Genomic DNA, 17,214 nt, shown 5'->3' with positions numbered 1-17,214 from the left:
GACGGTTCGTCCCCGGCCCAGGAGAGGATCCCCATGAGCACAGGCACCGCACGGTCCGCCCGTATTCCCGCCGTCGCCCGAAGGCCCAGGATCGGTCTCGTCGCCGGCGGACTCGGGGCGTACTGGCCCCAGTTCCCGGAGCTCCTGCCGACGCTGCGGTGTTCCGCGGCCCGGGTCGCCGAGCGGATGGGGCAGTACGACGCCGACGTCGTCGACGTCGGCTTCATCTCGGACGCCGAGGACGGGGCAGCAGCGGCCGAGCGGCTGCGCGCCGCCGACTGCGATCTGATCGTCGGCTTCCTGACCACCTATATGACCGCCACCATGCTGGTGCCGATCGCGCAGCGCAGCGGTGCACCCGTGCTGCTCATCAATCTCCAGCCCACCGAGGCCATGGACCACGCCTCCTTCGGCACAGGTGACTGGCTGGCGTACTGCGGCGCCTGCCCACTGCCGGAGATGGCCAACACCTTCGAGCGGGTCGGGGTCGCCTTCCGCTCCGTGTCCGGGCATCTGGAGGACGAACGGGCCTGGGCCAGGATCGGCCGCTGGATCCGGGCCGCGGGGGTGCGCTCGGTGCTCCGCAACGGCCGGCACGGGCTGATGGGCCATCTTTATCCCGGCATGTACGACGTCTCGACCGATCTGACGATGGTGCCGGGCCAACTGGGCGGCCATGTGGAGGTCCTGGAGTTCGACGATCTGCGGGTCCGGGTCCAGCAGGTCACGGACAAGGAGGCCGAGCTCAAACTCGCCGAGACCCGGGAGGTCTTCGACCTCGCCGACACGGTCGTCGGGGACGATCTGGCCTGGGCGGCCAGGGTCTCGGTCGCCCTGGACAGCCTGGTCCACGACTTCGACCTGGACACCCTCGCCTACTACCACCGGGGGCTGGAGGGCGAGATCCACGAACGGCTCGGCGCCGGCATGATCCTCGGCGCCTCGCTGCTGACCGCTCGCGGAGTCCCGGCCTGCGGCGAGTACGAACTGCGTACCTCGCTGGCGATGCTGATCGCCGACCGGCTCGGCGCCGGCGGCTCCTTCACCGAACTCCAGGCTCTCGACTTCCGGGCGGGCGTGGTCGAGATGGGCCACGACGGCCCCGGTCACACGGTGATCAGTGAGCGCAAGCCGCTGCTGCGCGGCCTCGGCGTCTACCACGGCAAGCGCGGCTGGGGCGTGTCGGTGGAGTTCGACGTACGGCACGGTCCGGTGACCGTGCTCGGCCTCGGGCAGACCCGCCGGGGGACGTACCAGCTGATCGCGGCCGAGGGCAACGTGGTCGGTGGCCCGCATCTGGAGATCGGCAACACCACCTCGCGAGTCGATTTCGGCTGCGACCCCGGTGAGTGGACCGACGCGTGGAGTGCCAGTGGTGTCGGCCACCACTGGGCACTTGCGACCGGCAGCCTGTTGCCGGACCTCCGCGCGGTGGCCGATCTCGGCCAACTGGAACTCGTGGAGGTCTCGGCCTGATGGGGCAGCCGGTGGGGATCAAGGACGTCGCCCGCGAGGCCGGGGTGTCGGTCGGCACCGTGTCGAACGTCATCAACCGGCCCGATTCGGTGGGCGAGGCAACCCGGGTGCGCGTCCTGTCCACCATCCACCGGCTGGGTTATGTACGCAGCGAGTCCGCACGCCAGCTGCGGGCGGGCCGCAGCCGCATCATCGCGCTGCTCGTCCTCGACATGGCCAACCCCTTTTTCGTGGATGTCGCGTCGGGCGCCGAACGGGTGGCCCGTGAGGCCGGGCTCGGCGTGATGCTCTGCAACAGCGCGCAGAGCAGCGAGGAAGAGGCCGAGTACCTCGGGCTGTTCAGCGAGCAGCGGGTGCGCGGGGTACTGGTCACTCCGGCCGACACCACCGGCCGCAATCTGGACGCCTTCCGCCGTCAGGGGATCCCCTTCGTCTTCGTTGACCGGCTGGTGCCCCGCGCCGACGCCTGTTCGGTGTCGGTCGACGATGTCACCGGGGGCGCACTCGCGGGACGCCATCTGCTGGAGCAGGGCCACGGCCACATCGTGTACGTCAGCGGTCCGCTGCAACTCGCCCAGTGCCAGGACCGGCGTACGGGCGTCCTTCAGGCCCTCGCCAGGGCGGGGCTGCCCGAGGACCGGCTGCGGGTGCTGGAGGCGCAGCGGCTCGATGTCGCGGCCGGACGGGACGCCGCCGCCCGGTTGCTGGGCATGTCGCCACGCCCTACCGCGGTGTTCTGCGCCAACGACCTGCTGGCCCTCGGCGTGCTCCAGGCGCTGTTCGCCGCCGGTGCGAGCGTTCCGGACGACATCGCCCTGGTCGGGTACGACGACATCGAGTTCGCCGCGGCCGCCACAGTGCCCCTCACCTCCGTACGCCAGCCGGCCGCCCGGATGGGGCGGCTGGCGGCAGAGCTGCTGATCGACGAGACCGGCGAGACCGGCGCGGAAACAGTGGCGCACCGCCATGAACAGATCGTCCTGCAGCCGGAGTTGGTCGTACGGGGGTCGTCCCTCGCCCGGCCCGCGCTCGCCGGGCCGGCGGCGAGAGTCCGCTGACGCGCATGCGGGACACAACCGACCCCCACCCCAAGAACTGTGCCGGATGGCCGTCCACCTCTCCCCGCACGGCAGCGGAGAGGTCACCGCGACGCAGTGAGTGAGACGGTCAGCCGTGCTCCCGTGCGTAGGCGGCGGTCTTCGAGGGGAGCCAGCCGCGTCCTTCGAGTGCGTCGACCAGGGTCAGGAACGGCTCGGCGAAGCACCGGCCGGCCTGGGGCCGCGGGTCAAGAACCGTACGGTCACCCACCATGGCGCGGGCCGCGGACAGCGGCGTGCGTGTCACTCCGTGGGCTGCCAGGACCGCCATGCCGAGAGCGGAGTCCGCGTGTGCGGGGATCGCGACGGTCCGGCCCAGGACATCGGCCCGGAGCTGGTTCCAGTAGGGGCTGCGGGTGGCGCCGCCGGTGAGGGTGACCGGCCCGTCGACCGGGGCGCCGAGGAGGCGGACATAGGCCAGACACAGTCGTTCCACGAGTGCGATGCCCTGGAGCAGCGCGGCATGGTGATCGGCGTCGTCGGCCGGCCGGCCGAGCACGAAGGCTTCGGCGTCGGCGGCCAGGAACGGGAAGCGTTCCCCGCGCGAGACCAGGGGGTAGGCGACGACGCTCGCCGGCTCCCGGTGGGCGGCGAGGCGATCGAGGCGCGCCAGGTCGGCCCCGGGGAACGCCAGTGTCAGCGCGCCGGCGCCGACGCTGGAGGCGCCGCCGGGGAGCCAGTACCCGTCCGGGGAGCGGTGGTTGTAGAGCACTCCGGCCGGGTCGCGGAGCGGGGTGGCGGTGACGCCCTTGAGGACGAGGGTGGTGCCGAGGACGGTGTTCCACTGCCCGACGTCCCAGGCCCCGGAGCCGAGTTGGGCTGCGCAGCCGTCGGTCATGCCCGCGACGACCGGAGTGCCTTCGGCGAGGCCGGTGTCGTCCGCCGCCGTGCGGCACACCGTGCCGAGCACGGTGCCGGGGGCCACCACGGCGGGGAAGTCGAGGCCGGACAGTCCGAGCCGGTCGTGGACGGCGGTGGGCCATGTGCGGGTGTCCACGTCGTAGCCGGTCTTGAGGGCGTGGCTGGAGTCGGTCGGCACCGGCCGCCCGACGAGCCGGGAAGTGATGAAGTCCGCCTGGTGGCACACACGGGCGCCCCTGAGACCGGGTGCGACGCCGTCTGGCCCGGGTTGGGTGAGCCACAGCAGCTTGGCGAGCGCCCAGCTCGGCTGGATACGGTGTCCGAGCGACCGCCACACATCGGCGCCGGTTTCCTGGGCGTACCGCGCCTCGGCCGCGGCACGCCCGTCGTCGTACATGAGCGCGGGTGTCAGGGGCGTACCGCGCGAGTCGGTCAGCAGTACGGTGCCGGATGTGCTGCACACCGCCACTCCCCGAACGGACGAGGCGGAGAGGTGACGCAGAGTCCGGCGCATCGCGGCGCCGGCGCTCTCCCACCAGTCCGAGGGGAGTTGTTCGTGACGGTCCCGGTCGCGGTGGCCGGCGAGTGGGGCGGAGCCGCGGCCGAGCACATGCCCGTCGCCGGTGACGGCCACGGCGCGTACGCTCTGCGTTCCCAGGTCGACTCCCAACCACACGTCCTGGTGGCGTGTGTCCGTCACAGGTTCCCGCCTTCTCCTCGGCGTTCGGTGTTCTCCACGACGATTTTCACATTCTGCATCAACAATCGATGTTATATCCTCATCCTCGAATGTGAATGGCGAGAGGTCTCGGGCGGAGGAGCAGGTGCGTCCTCACCTGTCCGCGGACGACGGATCGGAACAGGACCGAGGAATGTCACAGGACAAGGACCAGCGGGGCCCCCTCCAGCGCCGCCGGGAGATTTCCGATCACGTGCTGAGCGAGGGATCGGCGTCGGCGGCGGACCTGGCCGAGCGATTCGGTGTGAGTCCGATGACGATCTACCGCGACATCGACGAACTCGAACGCGAGGGCGTCCTGCGCAAGTTCCGCGGAGGTGTCACCGCGCAGCCCTCCGGGGTGTTCGAGAGCAATGTCGCCTACCGCAAGAAGTCCATGCGGAGGGAGAAGGAGGCCCTCGCCGCCAAGGCAGTGACGATGATCGAACCGGGCATGTCCGTGATGATCGACGACTCGACCACCGCGTTTGAGCTGGCCCGTCTCCTCCCGGGCATCGAACCGCTGACCGTCATCACCAATTTCCTCGAGGCCCTGAACCTGCTCGCGGACGAACGCGGACTCCATCTGATGGCCCTGGGCGGCGAATACGACCCGTTGCACGGCTCGTTCCTCGGAGTGCCGTGCGTGGAAGCCGTCGAGGCCCTGCGGGTCGACCTGTGCTTCGTCTCCACATCGTCGGTGAGCGGCGGCTTCGCCTTCCACCAGGAACAGCGCATCGTCGCCGTCAAGCGCGCGATGCTCAAGGCCGCCCGCCGTAATGTGCTCATGGTCGACCACTCCAAACTCGGCCGTACCGCGCTGTACCGGCTCGCTCCGCTCAGCACGTTCGACCTGGTGCTGGTCGACGACCGCACACCACCGGACGTCCTGCGGTCCCTCGACGAGAGCGGCGTCGGCTATGAGGTCGCCCCGACCTGAGCCCACAGCCGGACAGGGCCCATCAGGCCGGTGACGCGCTGCCCCGGGAAGACGAAGTGGGTCGGACTCGAGGCGTCCAGATGCGGCGCGAGCGTCCCGAACACAGTGATCTCGACGGTGTTCGCCCCGGGCACGGCCAGTCCCGTCACGTCGAACACATACGGGGAGCAGACACGCACACCGGCGGCGAGGCCACCGACCCGCACCTCCGCGGTGCCACGGACCCGTCCGAGGTCGAGGGACAGCCGTCCCGTGGCGACATCTGCGGGCAGCGTCACCACGCGGCTGTACCGCACGCCGCCGCTGTACTCGGCAAGGCCGCGTTTCTCCCAGCTCCCGACCCGTATCCGGCCCGGGCCGACCACGCAGCGCAGCGGGCCGGCCAGGGCGGCTCCGCCCTGGTGGCCCGGACGGGTCTGCATCCGCAGGGCGGCGGTTCGTGTCCCGCACGGGCCGTCGGCCGACACGTCCACGGTCAGGGTGCGTACGCCGCCGCAGACGGTGCCGGTCGTCGCGGGGCGCTCATGGCCGTCGACGAACACGGTCGTGTCGCCGTGCACATCCAGCGTCAACTGCCTTGTACCTGGCGGTAGTTCGCACCAGAGCCACTCCACGGCGGCCCGGCCTCCCGGGACCGCGAACCCGACCGGTACCACCGTGCCGTCGTCGGCGTCGGGGTCGAGCCAGGCGGCGCCGGGCAGGGGATGCGGCCTGCGGCGCAGATACAGGGCAGCCGGGTCCCCCGCCTGCTCGCGACGCACCACGACCGGCGCCCGCCCGCCGGCGCGTTCGGTCCACCACAGGGCATCGCTGTGCACGGTCGCGACGTGGCCGCCCTTGCCGTCGTAGAGGATCGCATCCACCAGCACGGCGGGATCGTCGCCGGGGACCGTCTCCACCGTGATGTCGTTCTCCCCGGTACGGAGGGCGGCCGTCACGTCGTGTCGTCGCACGCGGGGCACCGCGTGCGCGACGTACGGATCGAATCCGCCCTGCCTGCCGACCACCCGCCCGTTGACGCGCAGGACGCACGATCCGCGCGCGGCGATCTGGACGACGGCCCGAGCGGGGAGCTCGGCCAGCGTCAGAGTCGTACCCACGGTCCCGTCCCGGCCGGCCGGGAGGATCCATTCCGGACGCCGGTAGCGCTCCGGCCGCCGGACCAGCGCCAAGTGCGCGCGCAGATCGACTTTTTGATGGACTATCAGATCAAGTTCCAGGAGGTGACGGCCGGCCTCCGCGCGTACGGGACCCATGGCGAGGTGCCCGCCGTCGTCCAGGGCGACGGGTACGCCTCCGATGCGGGCCGTCTTCGCCGCCGCGGCCCCGACCGCGAGGTGGCCCTCGAAGGCCTCGTCCAGCAGCAGTTCGACGCGTACGCGCGCGACCTCGCCGGCACCCGTGGGCCCGATGTGCAGGAACTCTTCCGGCACATGGCCCTTGGGGCCCAGCACGGCCCGGTGGACGGGATCCTTGTGGACACCCCGGGTTTCGGACCATTCGAGCGTCGACCGGATGTCGTCGCCTGCGCCTGCGCCGAGGACGATCGCACGGGGGCCGAACGTCGCGTGGACCGTTGCCCCGGACGGCTCGGCGGCACGGCCCGGCTCGGCCCATCCGTCGCGTACGCCGTCCTCCCCCGGTTCCTCCACCCGGTGCCGGAACGTACGGCACTCGGTTTCCACCGGAGCGTGGGGACCGGCGGGCGGGCCGGTCGCGGGGCGGGCGAAGTCGCCCCAGGTATCATCGAGGGTCGGCACCAGTGTCATGTCCCACTCCGCGTCCGCGGGAATCACGACCACGGCGACGGCCGGCTCCGCGGCTGCCTCGATCGGCGCCTCCCCCCTTCCCCCGGGAAAGACCAGCACCGCGGCGGGTCCGGTGTCGAAGGGCACGTCGACTTCCACGGCCCGGGAGTCGTCCTTCGCGGGCCTGACCGCCACGGTGCGCGGTTCGCCGCCGAAGGGGTCGAGGAGCACGGCCGGGCCCGCGACGTCGCGTACCCGCACGCGTGCCGTGCGCGCGTAGCGGTCGGGGTCGAAGTCGTAGCGGACGTCGAGCCAGCCCAGTGCGGCGCCGCGCTCGTCGGGGGCGGCGACGGACGCTCGGGTGGCGCGGGGGGAGGCCGCGGTCAGGAATACCACCGTGGCGTCGTCCACGCGGCGTGCGAGCGCGGGGACCGACGCCCGCACGGCCGGGTGCGGCTCGGACAGGGCGTCGGACAAGGCCTCGGACAGAGCCTCGGCCGAAGCGTCCGTGGCCGGTACGAACAGCGCTCGGCCGTCGCCGAAACACGCGCGAAGCTCGTCCAGAGTGGCGGCCCCGTCCGGGCCGACCACGAGTTCGGGGAGGACACCGAGCGCGATCACGTGTCCGCCGGCCGACGCGAACGCGACGAGACTGCGCGCGGTGTCCTGCTCGAGGACCGTGCACGCGGGCAGCACGATCGTCGCGTAGCCCTCGTCCGCGACACACAGACGCACATCGCCGCCGGCGTCGGCGCCGCGGACGTGGGCGCGGGACAGGGAGGCGTCGTCGATCACGTCGGCGTCGAGACCGAGCCGGTCCACGACGCCGGGGCGGGTACGGAACCAGGCCATGTCCCCGACGAGTTCGAGGTACGTCGCCTGAGCTCTCGCCGCCGCTGCCGTGACACCGTCGAGCGCGGCGCCGGACTGCACCGTGGTGGTGGGCAGCAGTATCGCGATGTCGCACAGATGGCGGCCGAGACTCAGGATCGCGCACAGCCGGGTCACGGCGTCGGCGAAGACGCGATGGTGCCGCCAGTACGGCTGACGCCAGTCGGTTGCGGGTGGTGCCCATTCCCACCAGCCGCCCTTGGTCGTGTAGTAGACGGCATGCGGGTTGTAGAGGGTCGCGCCGGCGCGAAGCCACGGCAGCAGCCAGTCGAACGTCTCCTCCAGCGTGCCGCCCCAGCCGGTCGAGTGGAAGGCCTCGATCCAGGTGCGGGGCCGGCCGTACAGATGGGCGAGCGAGGAGTGGATACGGGCGTCGCCGTGGTGGTCGGATCCGGGTGCGGAGAACCAGCGGTGCGTACGGGCGTAGTCGGCGTACAACTCGACGCCCGCGACGGGGTGTCCGGCGCGGGCGGGGTCCTGCTGGTCGCAGCCGACGATCAGCCCGTGCCGGTCGTGCCAGGCGGCGAGGGGCCGGAAGAACGCCTCCTCGGCGAGTTCGGCGCGCGTCAGGTGGTAGTCGCGCCGAATCCGGTGGGTGTCCGGGTGCGTGCTGTCGTCGTACAGGGCGCCGAGACAGCCGGTGAGGTCGTAGCCGCGCCGCCGCAGAAAGGCTTCGGCGAACCGGTTCGACCAGGTGGGCAGGGCCGGCAACTCGTCCTGGAACGACCCGACGACGACAGACCCGAGCCGGTCGCCGAGCCGCCGCTCGAACTCCCCGTGCACCCGGTCCAGCAGAGCCTCGCACGCGTCCGCGCCGAGATAGTCGAACCCGAGGGGCACATGATGATGGAGCGTCAGACGCCACCGTCCCGGGCCCGGCGTCCGGACCACCGGGTCGTCCGCGACGAGCGGAACCGCGGGTCCGACGGGCCGGTCGTCCCGGTCGACCGGTTCGGCGTGGGCCGCGAGGGGTTGCCCCTGCTCGGGGCAGCGCAGCTCTCCCCGGCTGTCCACGACCGTGCGTACGCGTTCGAGCCGACGGCCGGCGTGGGCGGGCTGTTGGTCGACGAGGCGTGCCTGGAGGTCGGCTCCGGAGAATCCGAGCTGGTCGTAGAACCAGAGGCTCACGCCGAGCTCGCGCGCATCGTCGCAGACACCATGGAGCAGGGCCCACCAAGTGTCGCTGAGAAACGCGGGGTCGTCGGCGTCGGACCCGAACAGCGGCCCTGACGGAGCCAGGTTGAGAAGGACGAGGTTGTACACCCCGCCGTCCACGAAGCGTTCGAGCTGGGCCCGCAGGCGTGCGCGGCCGAGTCGTTCCCCGCTCCACCACCAGATGGCGGTGGGCGAGAACGCGTGCGGCGGTTCTGCCAGGATCGCCGCGATGCTCGCGGGGAGCGGACACGGGTCCACGCTCATCCCTTGAGACCGCCGGCGAAGCCCTTGATCACGTAACGCTGGAGCAGCAGGAAGACCACGAGGATGGGCAGGGCCGCCAGGACCAGGCCGGCGAAGACCAGGCCGTAGTCGGAGACGTACTGGCCCACGAACGAGAACACGCCCACCGGGACGGTCTCCTTCTCCGATCCGCCCAGGTACAGCAGCGGGGTGAAGAAGTCGTTCCAGATGAAGACCGCGTTCAGGATGATCACGGTGCCGGTGATCGGCCGCAGCAGGGGGAAGACGATCCGGGTGAACGCCTGGCGGTGGTTGCAGCCGTCGATGAGCGCGGCCTGCGCGTAGTCCGGCGGCAGCGCGCGGATGAATCCGGTGTAGAGGAACACGGTGAACGGCAGTTGGATGCCCGTGTAGAAGAAGACCATGCCGTGGTAGGTGCCGAGCCAGCCGAGGTCGTCGACCAGTTTGTACAGCGGGATCATCCCGAGCTGGAACGGCAGCACGATGCCCAGCAGGAACAGGATGTACAGCCCGTAACCGAGTCCGCGGGCCCGGCGCGCGAGGTAGTAGGCGCCGGTGGAGCCGAGGACGATGAGCAGCAGCAGGCTGACGACGGTGATGACCGTGCTGTTGAGCAGTGCGGGCCCCAGGGAGGCGGAGGTCCAGGCGTCGCCGAAGTTGCCCAGAGTGGGCGGGGAGGGTGGTGACAGCGGCGAGTCGGCGATCTGTTGCGGGTCCTTCATCGCCAGGGTGACCAGGGCGTACACGGGGAACAGAAACATGACCGCAGCGGCGATCATGACCAGTTCGAGGCCGTAGCTCCCGAGCCTCGCCTTCCGCCCGGTGCTCACGCGGTCACCTCCCGGGCGCGCAGATAGCGGAGTTGGACCAGGGAGACGGCGGCGACGAACAACGCGAGGACGAGGGCGACCGCGGTGCTGTAGCCGAATTTGCCGAACACGAAGGCTTCCTTGTACAGCACCGTCGACAGCGTCTCGCTGGAGGTACCGGGGCCGCCGTTGGTGGCGGCGTACACCTGGTCGAAGAGTTTGAGGCCGCCGATGGTCGACAGCATGAGGTTGATGGTCAGTGCCGGGGCCAGGAGCGGCCAGGTGACGTAGCGGAAGCGCTGCCACGGTCCGGCGCCGTCGATTCTGGCGGCCTCGTGGAGTTCGTCGGGTACGCCCTGGAGGCCGGCGAGGAAGACGACCATCGAGTAGCCGGCGTACTGCCATATGACCATCGCGGCAACGGACCACACGGCGAGCGAGGGGTCGCCGAGCCAGTCCTGGCGCAGACTGCCGAGGCCGACAGCGCCGAGGACGCCATTGAGGCCGGCGCCGTTGTCGGGGTTGTAGACGTACTTCCACAGGATCGCGACCATGACCGGGCTGACGACAGCGGGCGCGAAGAAGATCACGGTCAGCAGCGACCGGGATCTGATGGTGGCATGGACGCCGAGCGCGAGCAGCAGTCCGATGCCGTTCTGGACGACGACCACGGCGATGGTGAGCAGGAGCGTGTTGCTGACGGATTCCAGGGCGCGGTCGTCGTCGAGCAGGGTGCGGAAGTTGTCCAGGCCCACGAAGGCGAAACCGCCGATGCCGGACCAGTCGGTGAAGGCGTACATCACCCCCGCAAGGCTCGGATAGAGGACGACGAGGGCGTACACGGCGAGTGCGGGAACGACGAAGATCCACGGCGGGACGGTGGGATCGCGACGGCGTCGTGAGCCGGTGAGGTGCTGCGACGTCACGACTTCTTCCCGTAGGCCTTGTCCATCTGTCCCAGTGCGCCCTTCACGTCCGTCTTGCCCGCGAGCAGGTTCTGTACGGCCGCGAAGTGGGCGGGCTGCACCTCGGCGTTGGGCCAGCTCTGGTCCATGAAGGGGACGGCACGGTTGTCGTCGATGATGGGCAGGAAGTCGGTCAGTACGGGGTCGATGGTGGAGGACGCGTCGCGTTTGAACGGGATGGCCGAGACGGCCGCCGCCCAGCGGTTGAGGTTCTCCTGCTTGCCCAGGAACTCGACGAAGGCCATGGCTTTGGCCTTGTTCCTGGCCTTGGCGGCGACGCCGAGACCGACGACGATACCTGCCGGAATCCACAGTTTCGCGGCGTCGTCGCCGCCGGGGAAGGGGAACATGCCCAGGTCGTCGGGGGTCCGGGTGGCCTGACGGAAAGCGGAGAGAACAGCGGAGACCTGGACGGCCATGGCAGCCTTTCCGCCGGCGACCAGCGAGGTCTGCTGTTCGTAGGTGGTGCCGTTGGGGTTGTCGTTGAAGAAGCCCCGGCGCTGCAGCTCCTGGTATTTACCCATGGCGTCGGCCCAGCCCGAGTCGCGGAACGTGGCGCGCCCGGCGGCCATCTCTTCGTCGAAGTCGGGGTTCTTGGCGTAGACGGCGTTGGGGACCAGCGCGTACGTGATCATTTGGGTGACCCAGGGGGTCTGCGCGCCGAGGGCGATCGGCACGATGCCCTTGGCCTTCAGTTTGGCGCAGACGTCGAGGAGTTCGCCCCATGTCCTGGGCGGCTGTGCTCCGGCCTTGGCGAAGGCCTTCTTGTTGTAGATGGCACCGATGGCGCTGCTGCCCGCCGAGTACAGATACGTCTTGCCCTCGCTGCGGTACGCGGCGTCGAAGTTCGCCGGTATGTCCCGGGTCCATGCCTGCGCGCCGAGGTCGGAGAGGAGCCCGGCCCTGGCGAGCTCGACCATCGACATCGCGCTGCCGCTGCCGGGATACAGCACATGCAGGTCGGGGGCGTTGCCGCCGGCGAGTTGGGTGCGGACGACGGTCTGCACCTGGTCGGTGGGCGCGAAGGAGGTGGTGAAGTCGTCGTCGGGGTGGCTCTTGCGGTACGCCGCCAGGAGTTCCTCGATGGGCTTCTGCTGGTCGGCGACGCCGACGATGCGCACCTTGCCGGAGCGGCTCGACTCCGAGCATGCCGTGAGAACCGGAGGAAGCGCGGCGAGGGCCACGGCCCCACCGGCGACGCGGAAGAACCCTCGGCGGCCGACCGTGCCCCGGCCGGGCAGGCTGCGGGAACCCGTGGTCATGGTGTGTCCTCCTCGTGGGGGCCGGCGAACGACGGTGCTGGGGAAAAGGCCGCGGTGAAGCGGTAGTTCCCCGAGGCCACGCGGTAGACGACGTGGTCGGGGGCGGTCGCGAGCAGCGTGATGTGGTCGCCGCCCGTCGGCGCTGCACCCGATTCACGGATCGAGCGCGGGTCCGTGGTGGGCACCGACACGTCGGCGGTGGCGCCGGGTGGCACTCGCACGCGCAGGTCGATGCTGTCGCCGTGACGTTGCCAGCGCACCGACACGGTGCCGCGGACCGATTCATGGCGGGCGCTCGCGTGGGTGAGGTCGCCGGGGCGGGGACGCACACTCAGGTGCCGGTATCCGGTGGAGTCCGCGTGCTGGTCGAGGCCGGCGACACCGCGGTAGAGCCATTCGCCGATCGAGCCGAGCGCGTAGTGGTTGAACGAGTTCATCGACGGTGCGCGGAACCCCGCCTCGGGGGTCCAGCCGTCCCAGCGTTCCCAGATGGTGGTGGCGCCGTGGCGCAGCGGAAACAGCCACGACGGCACTTCGGTGCGGTGCAGCAGAGCGTGCGCGAGGTCGGCACGCCCGTACGCGTCCAGGACGGGCGCGGCGAGTGCGACACCCAGGAAACCGGTCTGGAGAGCGGGACCGGCCTTCTCGATCAGTTGGGCGAGACGGCGTGCGGCGGCGTCGGCGCGGCCCGCGGGCAGCAGGTCGAAGGCGAGGGCGAGGAGATAGCCGGTCTGGGTGTCGCCCGCGATGCGCACGGTGGGCTCGTTGACGCCGCTGCCGTACGAGGCGGTGTCGGCGGTGAAGTCGTACGGGGCGGTGCCTGTGGTGGGGTCGTACGGGGCGGCGCCGTCGAGGACGCTGACGAATCGTTGGGCGAACGCGCTGCGGATGTCGGCGGCCAGCCGGTGGTGGGCGCGCGCGACGTCGCCGTGTCCCAGGACATCTGCGGCCTTGCCGGTAAGGTCGGCGCTGTGCGCGAAGTAGGCGGTGGCGATGACGTCGCGCGGCGTCGGGGTGCCGGGCGCGAGCCAGTCGGCGAAGTGCGGTCCCACGCGACGGCGCCAGATCAGGTCGGGATTATGGCGGCGGATCAGGTCGACCCAGGCGCACATGCCGTCCAGCGCGCGGGCGAGGAAGCGTGGGTCGTCGTAGGTGCGGTACAGGTGCCAGGGGATGATCACGCCCGCGTCGCCCCAGCCGGGAGCCCCTTCACCGTCGACACCCACCAGGCGTGGGGCGATGTTGCCGAAGCCGCCGTCGGGGGTGCGGGCGTCGTCGACATCGCGCAGCCACTTGGTGAAGAACGCCGCGACATCGGCATTGAGCGCGGCCGTGGGCAGGAAGACCTGGGCGTCGGCGAGCCACCCCAGCCGCTCGTCGCGCTGCGGGCAGTCGGTGGGCACGCTGACGAAGTTGGAGCGCTGTCCCCACCCGACACAGTCGTGGAGCCGTCGGACGCCGGGGTCCGAGCAGTCGAACTCACCGGCCCACGGGGTGTCGCTGTGCAGGGCCACGGCGACGACATCGGATTCGTACACCTGCGGGACTCCGCGGATCTCCGCGTATCGGAACCCGTGGTAGGTGAAGCGCGGCTCGAACACGATGTGTTCGCTCCCGTCACCGATCAGCACGTCGGTCGCGGCCGCGGTCCGCAGATTGGCCGTGTACAGGCGCTGCTTGGCGTCCAGCACTTCGGCGTGGCGGACGACCACACGTGCGCCGGGGGCGAGTCTGTCGACGCGGAGCCGTATTCGGCCGGCGAGGTTCTGGCCGAAGTCGACGATATGGACGTCGTGGGAGACGCGGGTGACCGAGCGCGGTCGCAGTTCGGCCGTCGCCCGCACGGGCTCGTCGACGGATGCCACGAGCAGCCGATGGTCGGCGTCCGTGATCAGGGCCGGCGACCAGTCGGTGTCGTCGAAGCCGGGCAGATCCCAGCCGTTGTGCGCGCGCCGCAGGTCGTGGCATTCACCCATGAGCAGGTCCGCGTGGCGGATCGCCCCGGTGTGGGTGCGCCATGTGCCGTCGGTGACGATCGTGGTGGTGCGGCCGTCTGCACCGGTGAGGTGAAGTTCGGCCAGGAGCTGGGGGAACGAGCCGTAGTGGGCGCCGGCCCTGCGGGGTTCGAAGCCGACGAATCCGCTCCACCACCCGTCGGCGACGGTCGCCGCGAGGACGTTCTCGCCGTCGCGGACCAGCTCGGTCACGTCGTACGTCTGGTACTGCACGCGGTGGGTGTAGTCGGTCCAGCCCGGCGTGAGTTCCGCGTCCCCGACCCGTACGCCGTTGAGACGGACCTCGTACAGACCGCGCGCGCTGACATAGAGGCGGGCGTGTGCGCCGGGCGAGCCGGTGAAGGCGCGGCGCAGGGTGGGACAGGGGGCGAGCCCGTGGTCGTCGAGGGCGAACTCGCCCTCGATGGGCGCGTCCACGACGTCGATGGGGCGCGGGTCGTGGGTGATCCACGAGGCAGTCCACCCTCGAGTTGCTGTTGCCGTGGCCGTCCTCGTGCCGGTGTCGGCCGGCGCGGTCTCGCACAGCGCGGTCTCGAACCAGGACGAGGCCTCGGCCGGATCCACCCGGTCGCGCGGCCACACGGCGACCCGCCAGTGGTAGCGCGTACGGGGCTTGAGCGCAGGTCCGGCGTAGACGACGCCGATCGCGCCGGGATCCTCCACCCGGCCGGAGTCCCAGAGGGGTTGGCTGTCCTCGTCCAGGTCCTCGGGTCGTTCGGCGACGCGCGCCCGATAGGCGACGGGATCGTCGCCGCGACGGTCGGAGGCCAGGCGCCACGAGAGCAGCGGCGCGGGCTCGTCGATCCCCAGCGGGGTGGTGCGGTGGTCACATCGCAGGGCGTAGGGCCGCAGGGTCGGCGCGCCGGACATGAGCACGTCCTTCCTTCGCACCGGGAACGGCGCGTTCCATCGGCTGTTCGCCGCCACTCAGTCGGCGTGAAGACGACCCTTCGTCGAGTGTGAAATCTAACGTTAAATCTGTGACGTGGAGACTATGAGCCCCCTACAGGGAGTGTCAAGAGGGTTACAGAGACGTCAATTCACCACCTCGCTCCGCCCTGCCGGATGGCCGAACTGCCCTCACGTGCACCAGCGGTACGCGTGGCGCCTCGACGACAGGCGCCCTTGTGGCGCGTGATTCCTCTGTGATATTCACCGTGTGATTACCACAAGGACGGACGTGAAATCACGCGTCGATCCCACCTCGTGCGAGACGGGATCCCGCACGACGAACGGACCAGCATCCATGCGAATGAACAGTGGGATCGGCACAGACGGACGAGACAGACGGGACGGGCGGGACGGACAGCTGGGGCGGCGGGCCATGCTCGGCGGGACGGTCGCGCTGGCACTCGCCGCGGGCGGCCTGTCGGCGGGCAGGGCCGGAGCCGACGAGCGCTTCCACGAGGACCCCTTCACCCTGGGAGTCGCGTCCGGCGATCCGTGGCCGGACGGCTTCGTGCTGTGGACCCGCCTCGCACCACAGCCCCTTGCCCCCGACGGCAGCGGCGGTATGCCGCCCCACCCGGTCACGGTCCTCTGGGAGGTCGCCGGCGACGAACGCTTCCGCCACGTCGTGCGCCGCGGGTGGACCCACGCGGTGGCCGGACTCGCCCACTCGGTCCATGTGGAGGTGTCGGGACTGCGCCCCGGCCGGCAGTACTTCTACCGCTTCCGCGCCGGCGGCGTGATCAGCCCCGTCGGCCGTACGCGCACCGCGCCCTCGCCGCACAGCCGCCCCAGGGCCCTGAACTTCGCCTTCGCGTCCTGCCAGGCCTGGTTCGAAGGTTTCTACACCGCGCACCGGCATCTCTCCGAGGAGGATGTCGATCTCGTCCTGCACCTGGGCGACTACATCTACGAGAACCCCATCGACGCGATGGGCGGCGTGCGCAAGGTCCCCGTGGCCGCCGAGCTGCGACCCGAGCCGATGAACCTCGCCCAGTACCGGAACCGGCACGCCCTGCACCGCTGGGACCCCGACCTCATCGCCGCCCACCAGGCCCACCCCTGGGCCGTCGTATGGGACGACCACGAGGTCGAGGACAACTGGGCGCGCGACATCTCCAAGGTGGACAGCGAACCCGACCAGGACCCGGCGGTCTTCCGGGAACGCGCCGCCGCGGCGTTCCAGGCCCACTACGAACATCTCCCGCTGCGCCTGTCGAACAAGCCGAAGGGCTTCGACACCCGCATGTACCGCAGTCTGCGCTACGGCCGGATGGCCACGTTCCACATCCTTGACACCCGTCGGTTCCGTGACGACCAGCCGTGCGGCGACGGCATCAAGAGCGGCTGCGAAGAACGGCTGTTACCCGGCCGCAGCATCCTCGGCCCGGAGCAGGAACGGTGGCTGTACAACGGCCTCGGGCGTTCCGACGCGACATGGAACCTGATCCCCCAGCAGATTCCCGTGAACCAGGTCGACACCGACCCCGGACCGGGACAGTCCTTCGTCATGGACTTCTGGGACGGCTACGCGCATGCGCGGCAACGGCTGTTCGAGGAGATTGCCGCTCGCGACGTGAGCAACCCCGTCGTACTGACCGGCGACATGCACCGCCACCTCGCCGCCGACCTCAAGCAGAACTTCGACGATCCCGACTCGCCCACGATCGGCGTCGAGTTCGTCGGCACCTCCATCTCCACCGGGAAGGACGGCATGGACCTGGACCCCTCCGGGGCCAGGCTCCTCGCGGCGAACGCACACATCAAGTTCACCAACTACCAGCGTGGATACGTGCGTTGCTCACTCACCCCGGAGACCTGCCGCGCCGACTTCCGGGTGCTTCCGTACGTCACCACCCCCGGCGCCCCCGTCACGACCCGCATCTCCTTCGTGACCGAGGCGGGTCACCCCGGACTGGAACCCGCCTGACCCCGGACATGCCGCGTGGGGGCGGGTGTCCCGGCAGACTTCCCCTGCCACCAGGACACCCGCCCCCGCCCTACCCTGTTCTCCCCCGTGCCCCCCGTGTCCCCCGCTTGTCCCCCGTGCCCCCCGTGCCCCCGC

10 protein-coding genes are annotated in these 17,214 nt (G+C 70.5%); 4 read left to right on the top strand and 6 right to left on the bottom strand.

The features are described 5' to 3' along the window. The first annotated feature begins 33 nt into the window (after positions 1 to 33). Together OG883_RS36685 and OG883_RS36680 are read left to right on the top strand one after the other, a co-directional pair. On the top strand, positions 34 to 1,476 hold the full coding sequence (locus OG883_RS36685) for an L-fucose/L-arabinose isomerase family protein (protein ID WP_266550936.1): 1,443 nt from the start codon (positions 34 to 36) through the stop codon (positions 1,474 to 1,476). Then, positions 1,476 to 2,534: a LacI family DNA-binding transcriptional regulator gene (locus tag OG883_RS36680; protein WP_266550934.1), complete on the top strand. Its 1,059-nt coding sequence runs from the start codon at positions 1,476 to 1,478 to the stop codon at positions 2,532 to 2,534. Before OG883_RS36685 ends, OG883_RS36680 begins: the two co-directional genes overlap by 1 nt. A gap of 109 nt (positions 2,535 to 2,643) precedes the next feature. On the opposite strand, the gene OG883_RS36675 is transcribed toward OG883_RS36680, so the two are convergent. Next, positions 2,644 to 4,134: an FGGY-family carbohydrate kinase gene (locus OG883_RS36675; RefSeq protein WP_266550932.1), complete on the bottom strand. Its 1,491-nt coding sequence runs from the start codon at positions 4,132 to 4,134 to the stop codon at positions 2,644 to 2,646. A gap of 172 nt (positions 4,135 to 4,306) precedes the next feature. Here OG883_RS36675 and OG883_RS36670 point away from each other — a divergent pair, with 172 nt between their 5' ends. Beyond that, entirely contained in the window at positions 4,307 to 5,092 is a 786-nt protein-coding gene (locus OG883_RS36670) for a DeoR/GlpR family DNA-binding transcription regulator (protein ID WP_266550930.1), read from the top strand. On the opposite strand, the gene OG883_RS36665 is transcribed toward OG883_RS36670, so the two are convergent. From OG883_RS36665 to OG883_RS36645, 5 genes are read right to left on the bottom strand one after another with little or no spacing between them, the layout of a single operon-like run. After that, complete coding sequence (locus OG883_RS36665) at positions 5,071 to 9,150, bottom strand: glycosyl hydrolase (RefSeq protein WP_266550928.1); 4,080 nt, start codon at positions 9,148 to 9,150, stop codon at positions 5,071 to 5,073. The two genes, OG883_RS36670 and OG883_RS36665, sit on opposite strands and share 22 nt — an antisense overlap. Continuing rightward, positions 9,147 to 9,980 carry a carbohydrate ABC transporter permease gene (locus tag OG883_RS36660; protein WP_266550926.1) on the bottom strand — a complete coding sequence of 278 codons (834 nt, stop codon included), beginning with the start codon at positions 9,978 to 9,980 and terminating at the stop codon, positions 9,147 to 9,149. Before OG883_RS36660 ends, OG883_RS36665 begins: the two co-directional genes overlap by 4 nt. Beyond that, positions 9,977 to 10,885 carry a carbohydrate ABC transporter permease gene (locus OG883_RS36655; protein ID WP_266550924.1) on the bottom strand — a complete coding sequence of 303 codons (909 nt, stop codon included), beginning with the start codon at positions 10,883 to 10,885 and terminating at the stop codon, positions 9,977 to 9,979. The genes OG883_RS36660 and OG883_RS36655 overlap by 4 nt, the downstream gene beginning before the upstream one ends. Then, positions 10,882 to 12,186, bottom strand: coding sequence for an extracellular solute-binding protein (locus OG883_RS36650; RefSeq protein WP_266550922.1), 1,305 nt, complete (start codon positions 12,184 to 12,186; stop codon positions 10,882 to 10,884). The genes OG883_RS36655 and OG883_RS36650 overlap by 4 nt, the downstream gene beginning before the upstream one ends. Continuing rightward, positions 12,183 to 15,071 (bottom strand): alpha-L-rhamnosidase, encoded by a 2,889-nt coding sequence (locus OG883_RS36645; RefSeq protein WP_266550920.1) that lies wholly within the window; start codon positions 15,069 to 15,071, stop codon positions 12,183 to 12,185. The genes OG883_RS36650 and OG883_RS36645 overlap by 4 nt, the downstream gene beginning before the upstream one ends. Before the next feature lie 382 nt (positions 15,072 to 15,453). Here OG883_RS36645 and OG883_RS36640 point away from each other — a divergent pair, with 382 nt between their 5' ends. Beyond that, the gene (locus OG883_RS36640; protein ID WP_266550918.1) at positions 15,454 to 17,079 is read left to right on the top strand and encodes an alkaline phosphatase; all 1,626 of its coding nucleotides are present in this window, start codon (positions 15,454 to 15,456) and stop codon (positions 17,077 to 17,079) included. The last annotated feature ends 135 nt before the right edge of the window (positions 17,080 to 17,214 follow it).

The sequence above is a fragment of the Streptomyces sp. NBC_01142 genome, from assembly GCF_026341125.1.
GTDB lineage: Bacteria > Actinomycetota > Actinomycetes > Streptomycetales > Streptomycetaceae > Streptomyces.
This window is presented reverse-complemented; position numbering and strand designations above follow the sequence as displayed.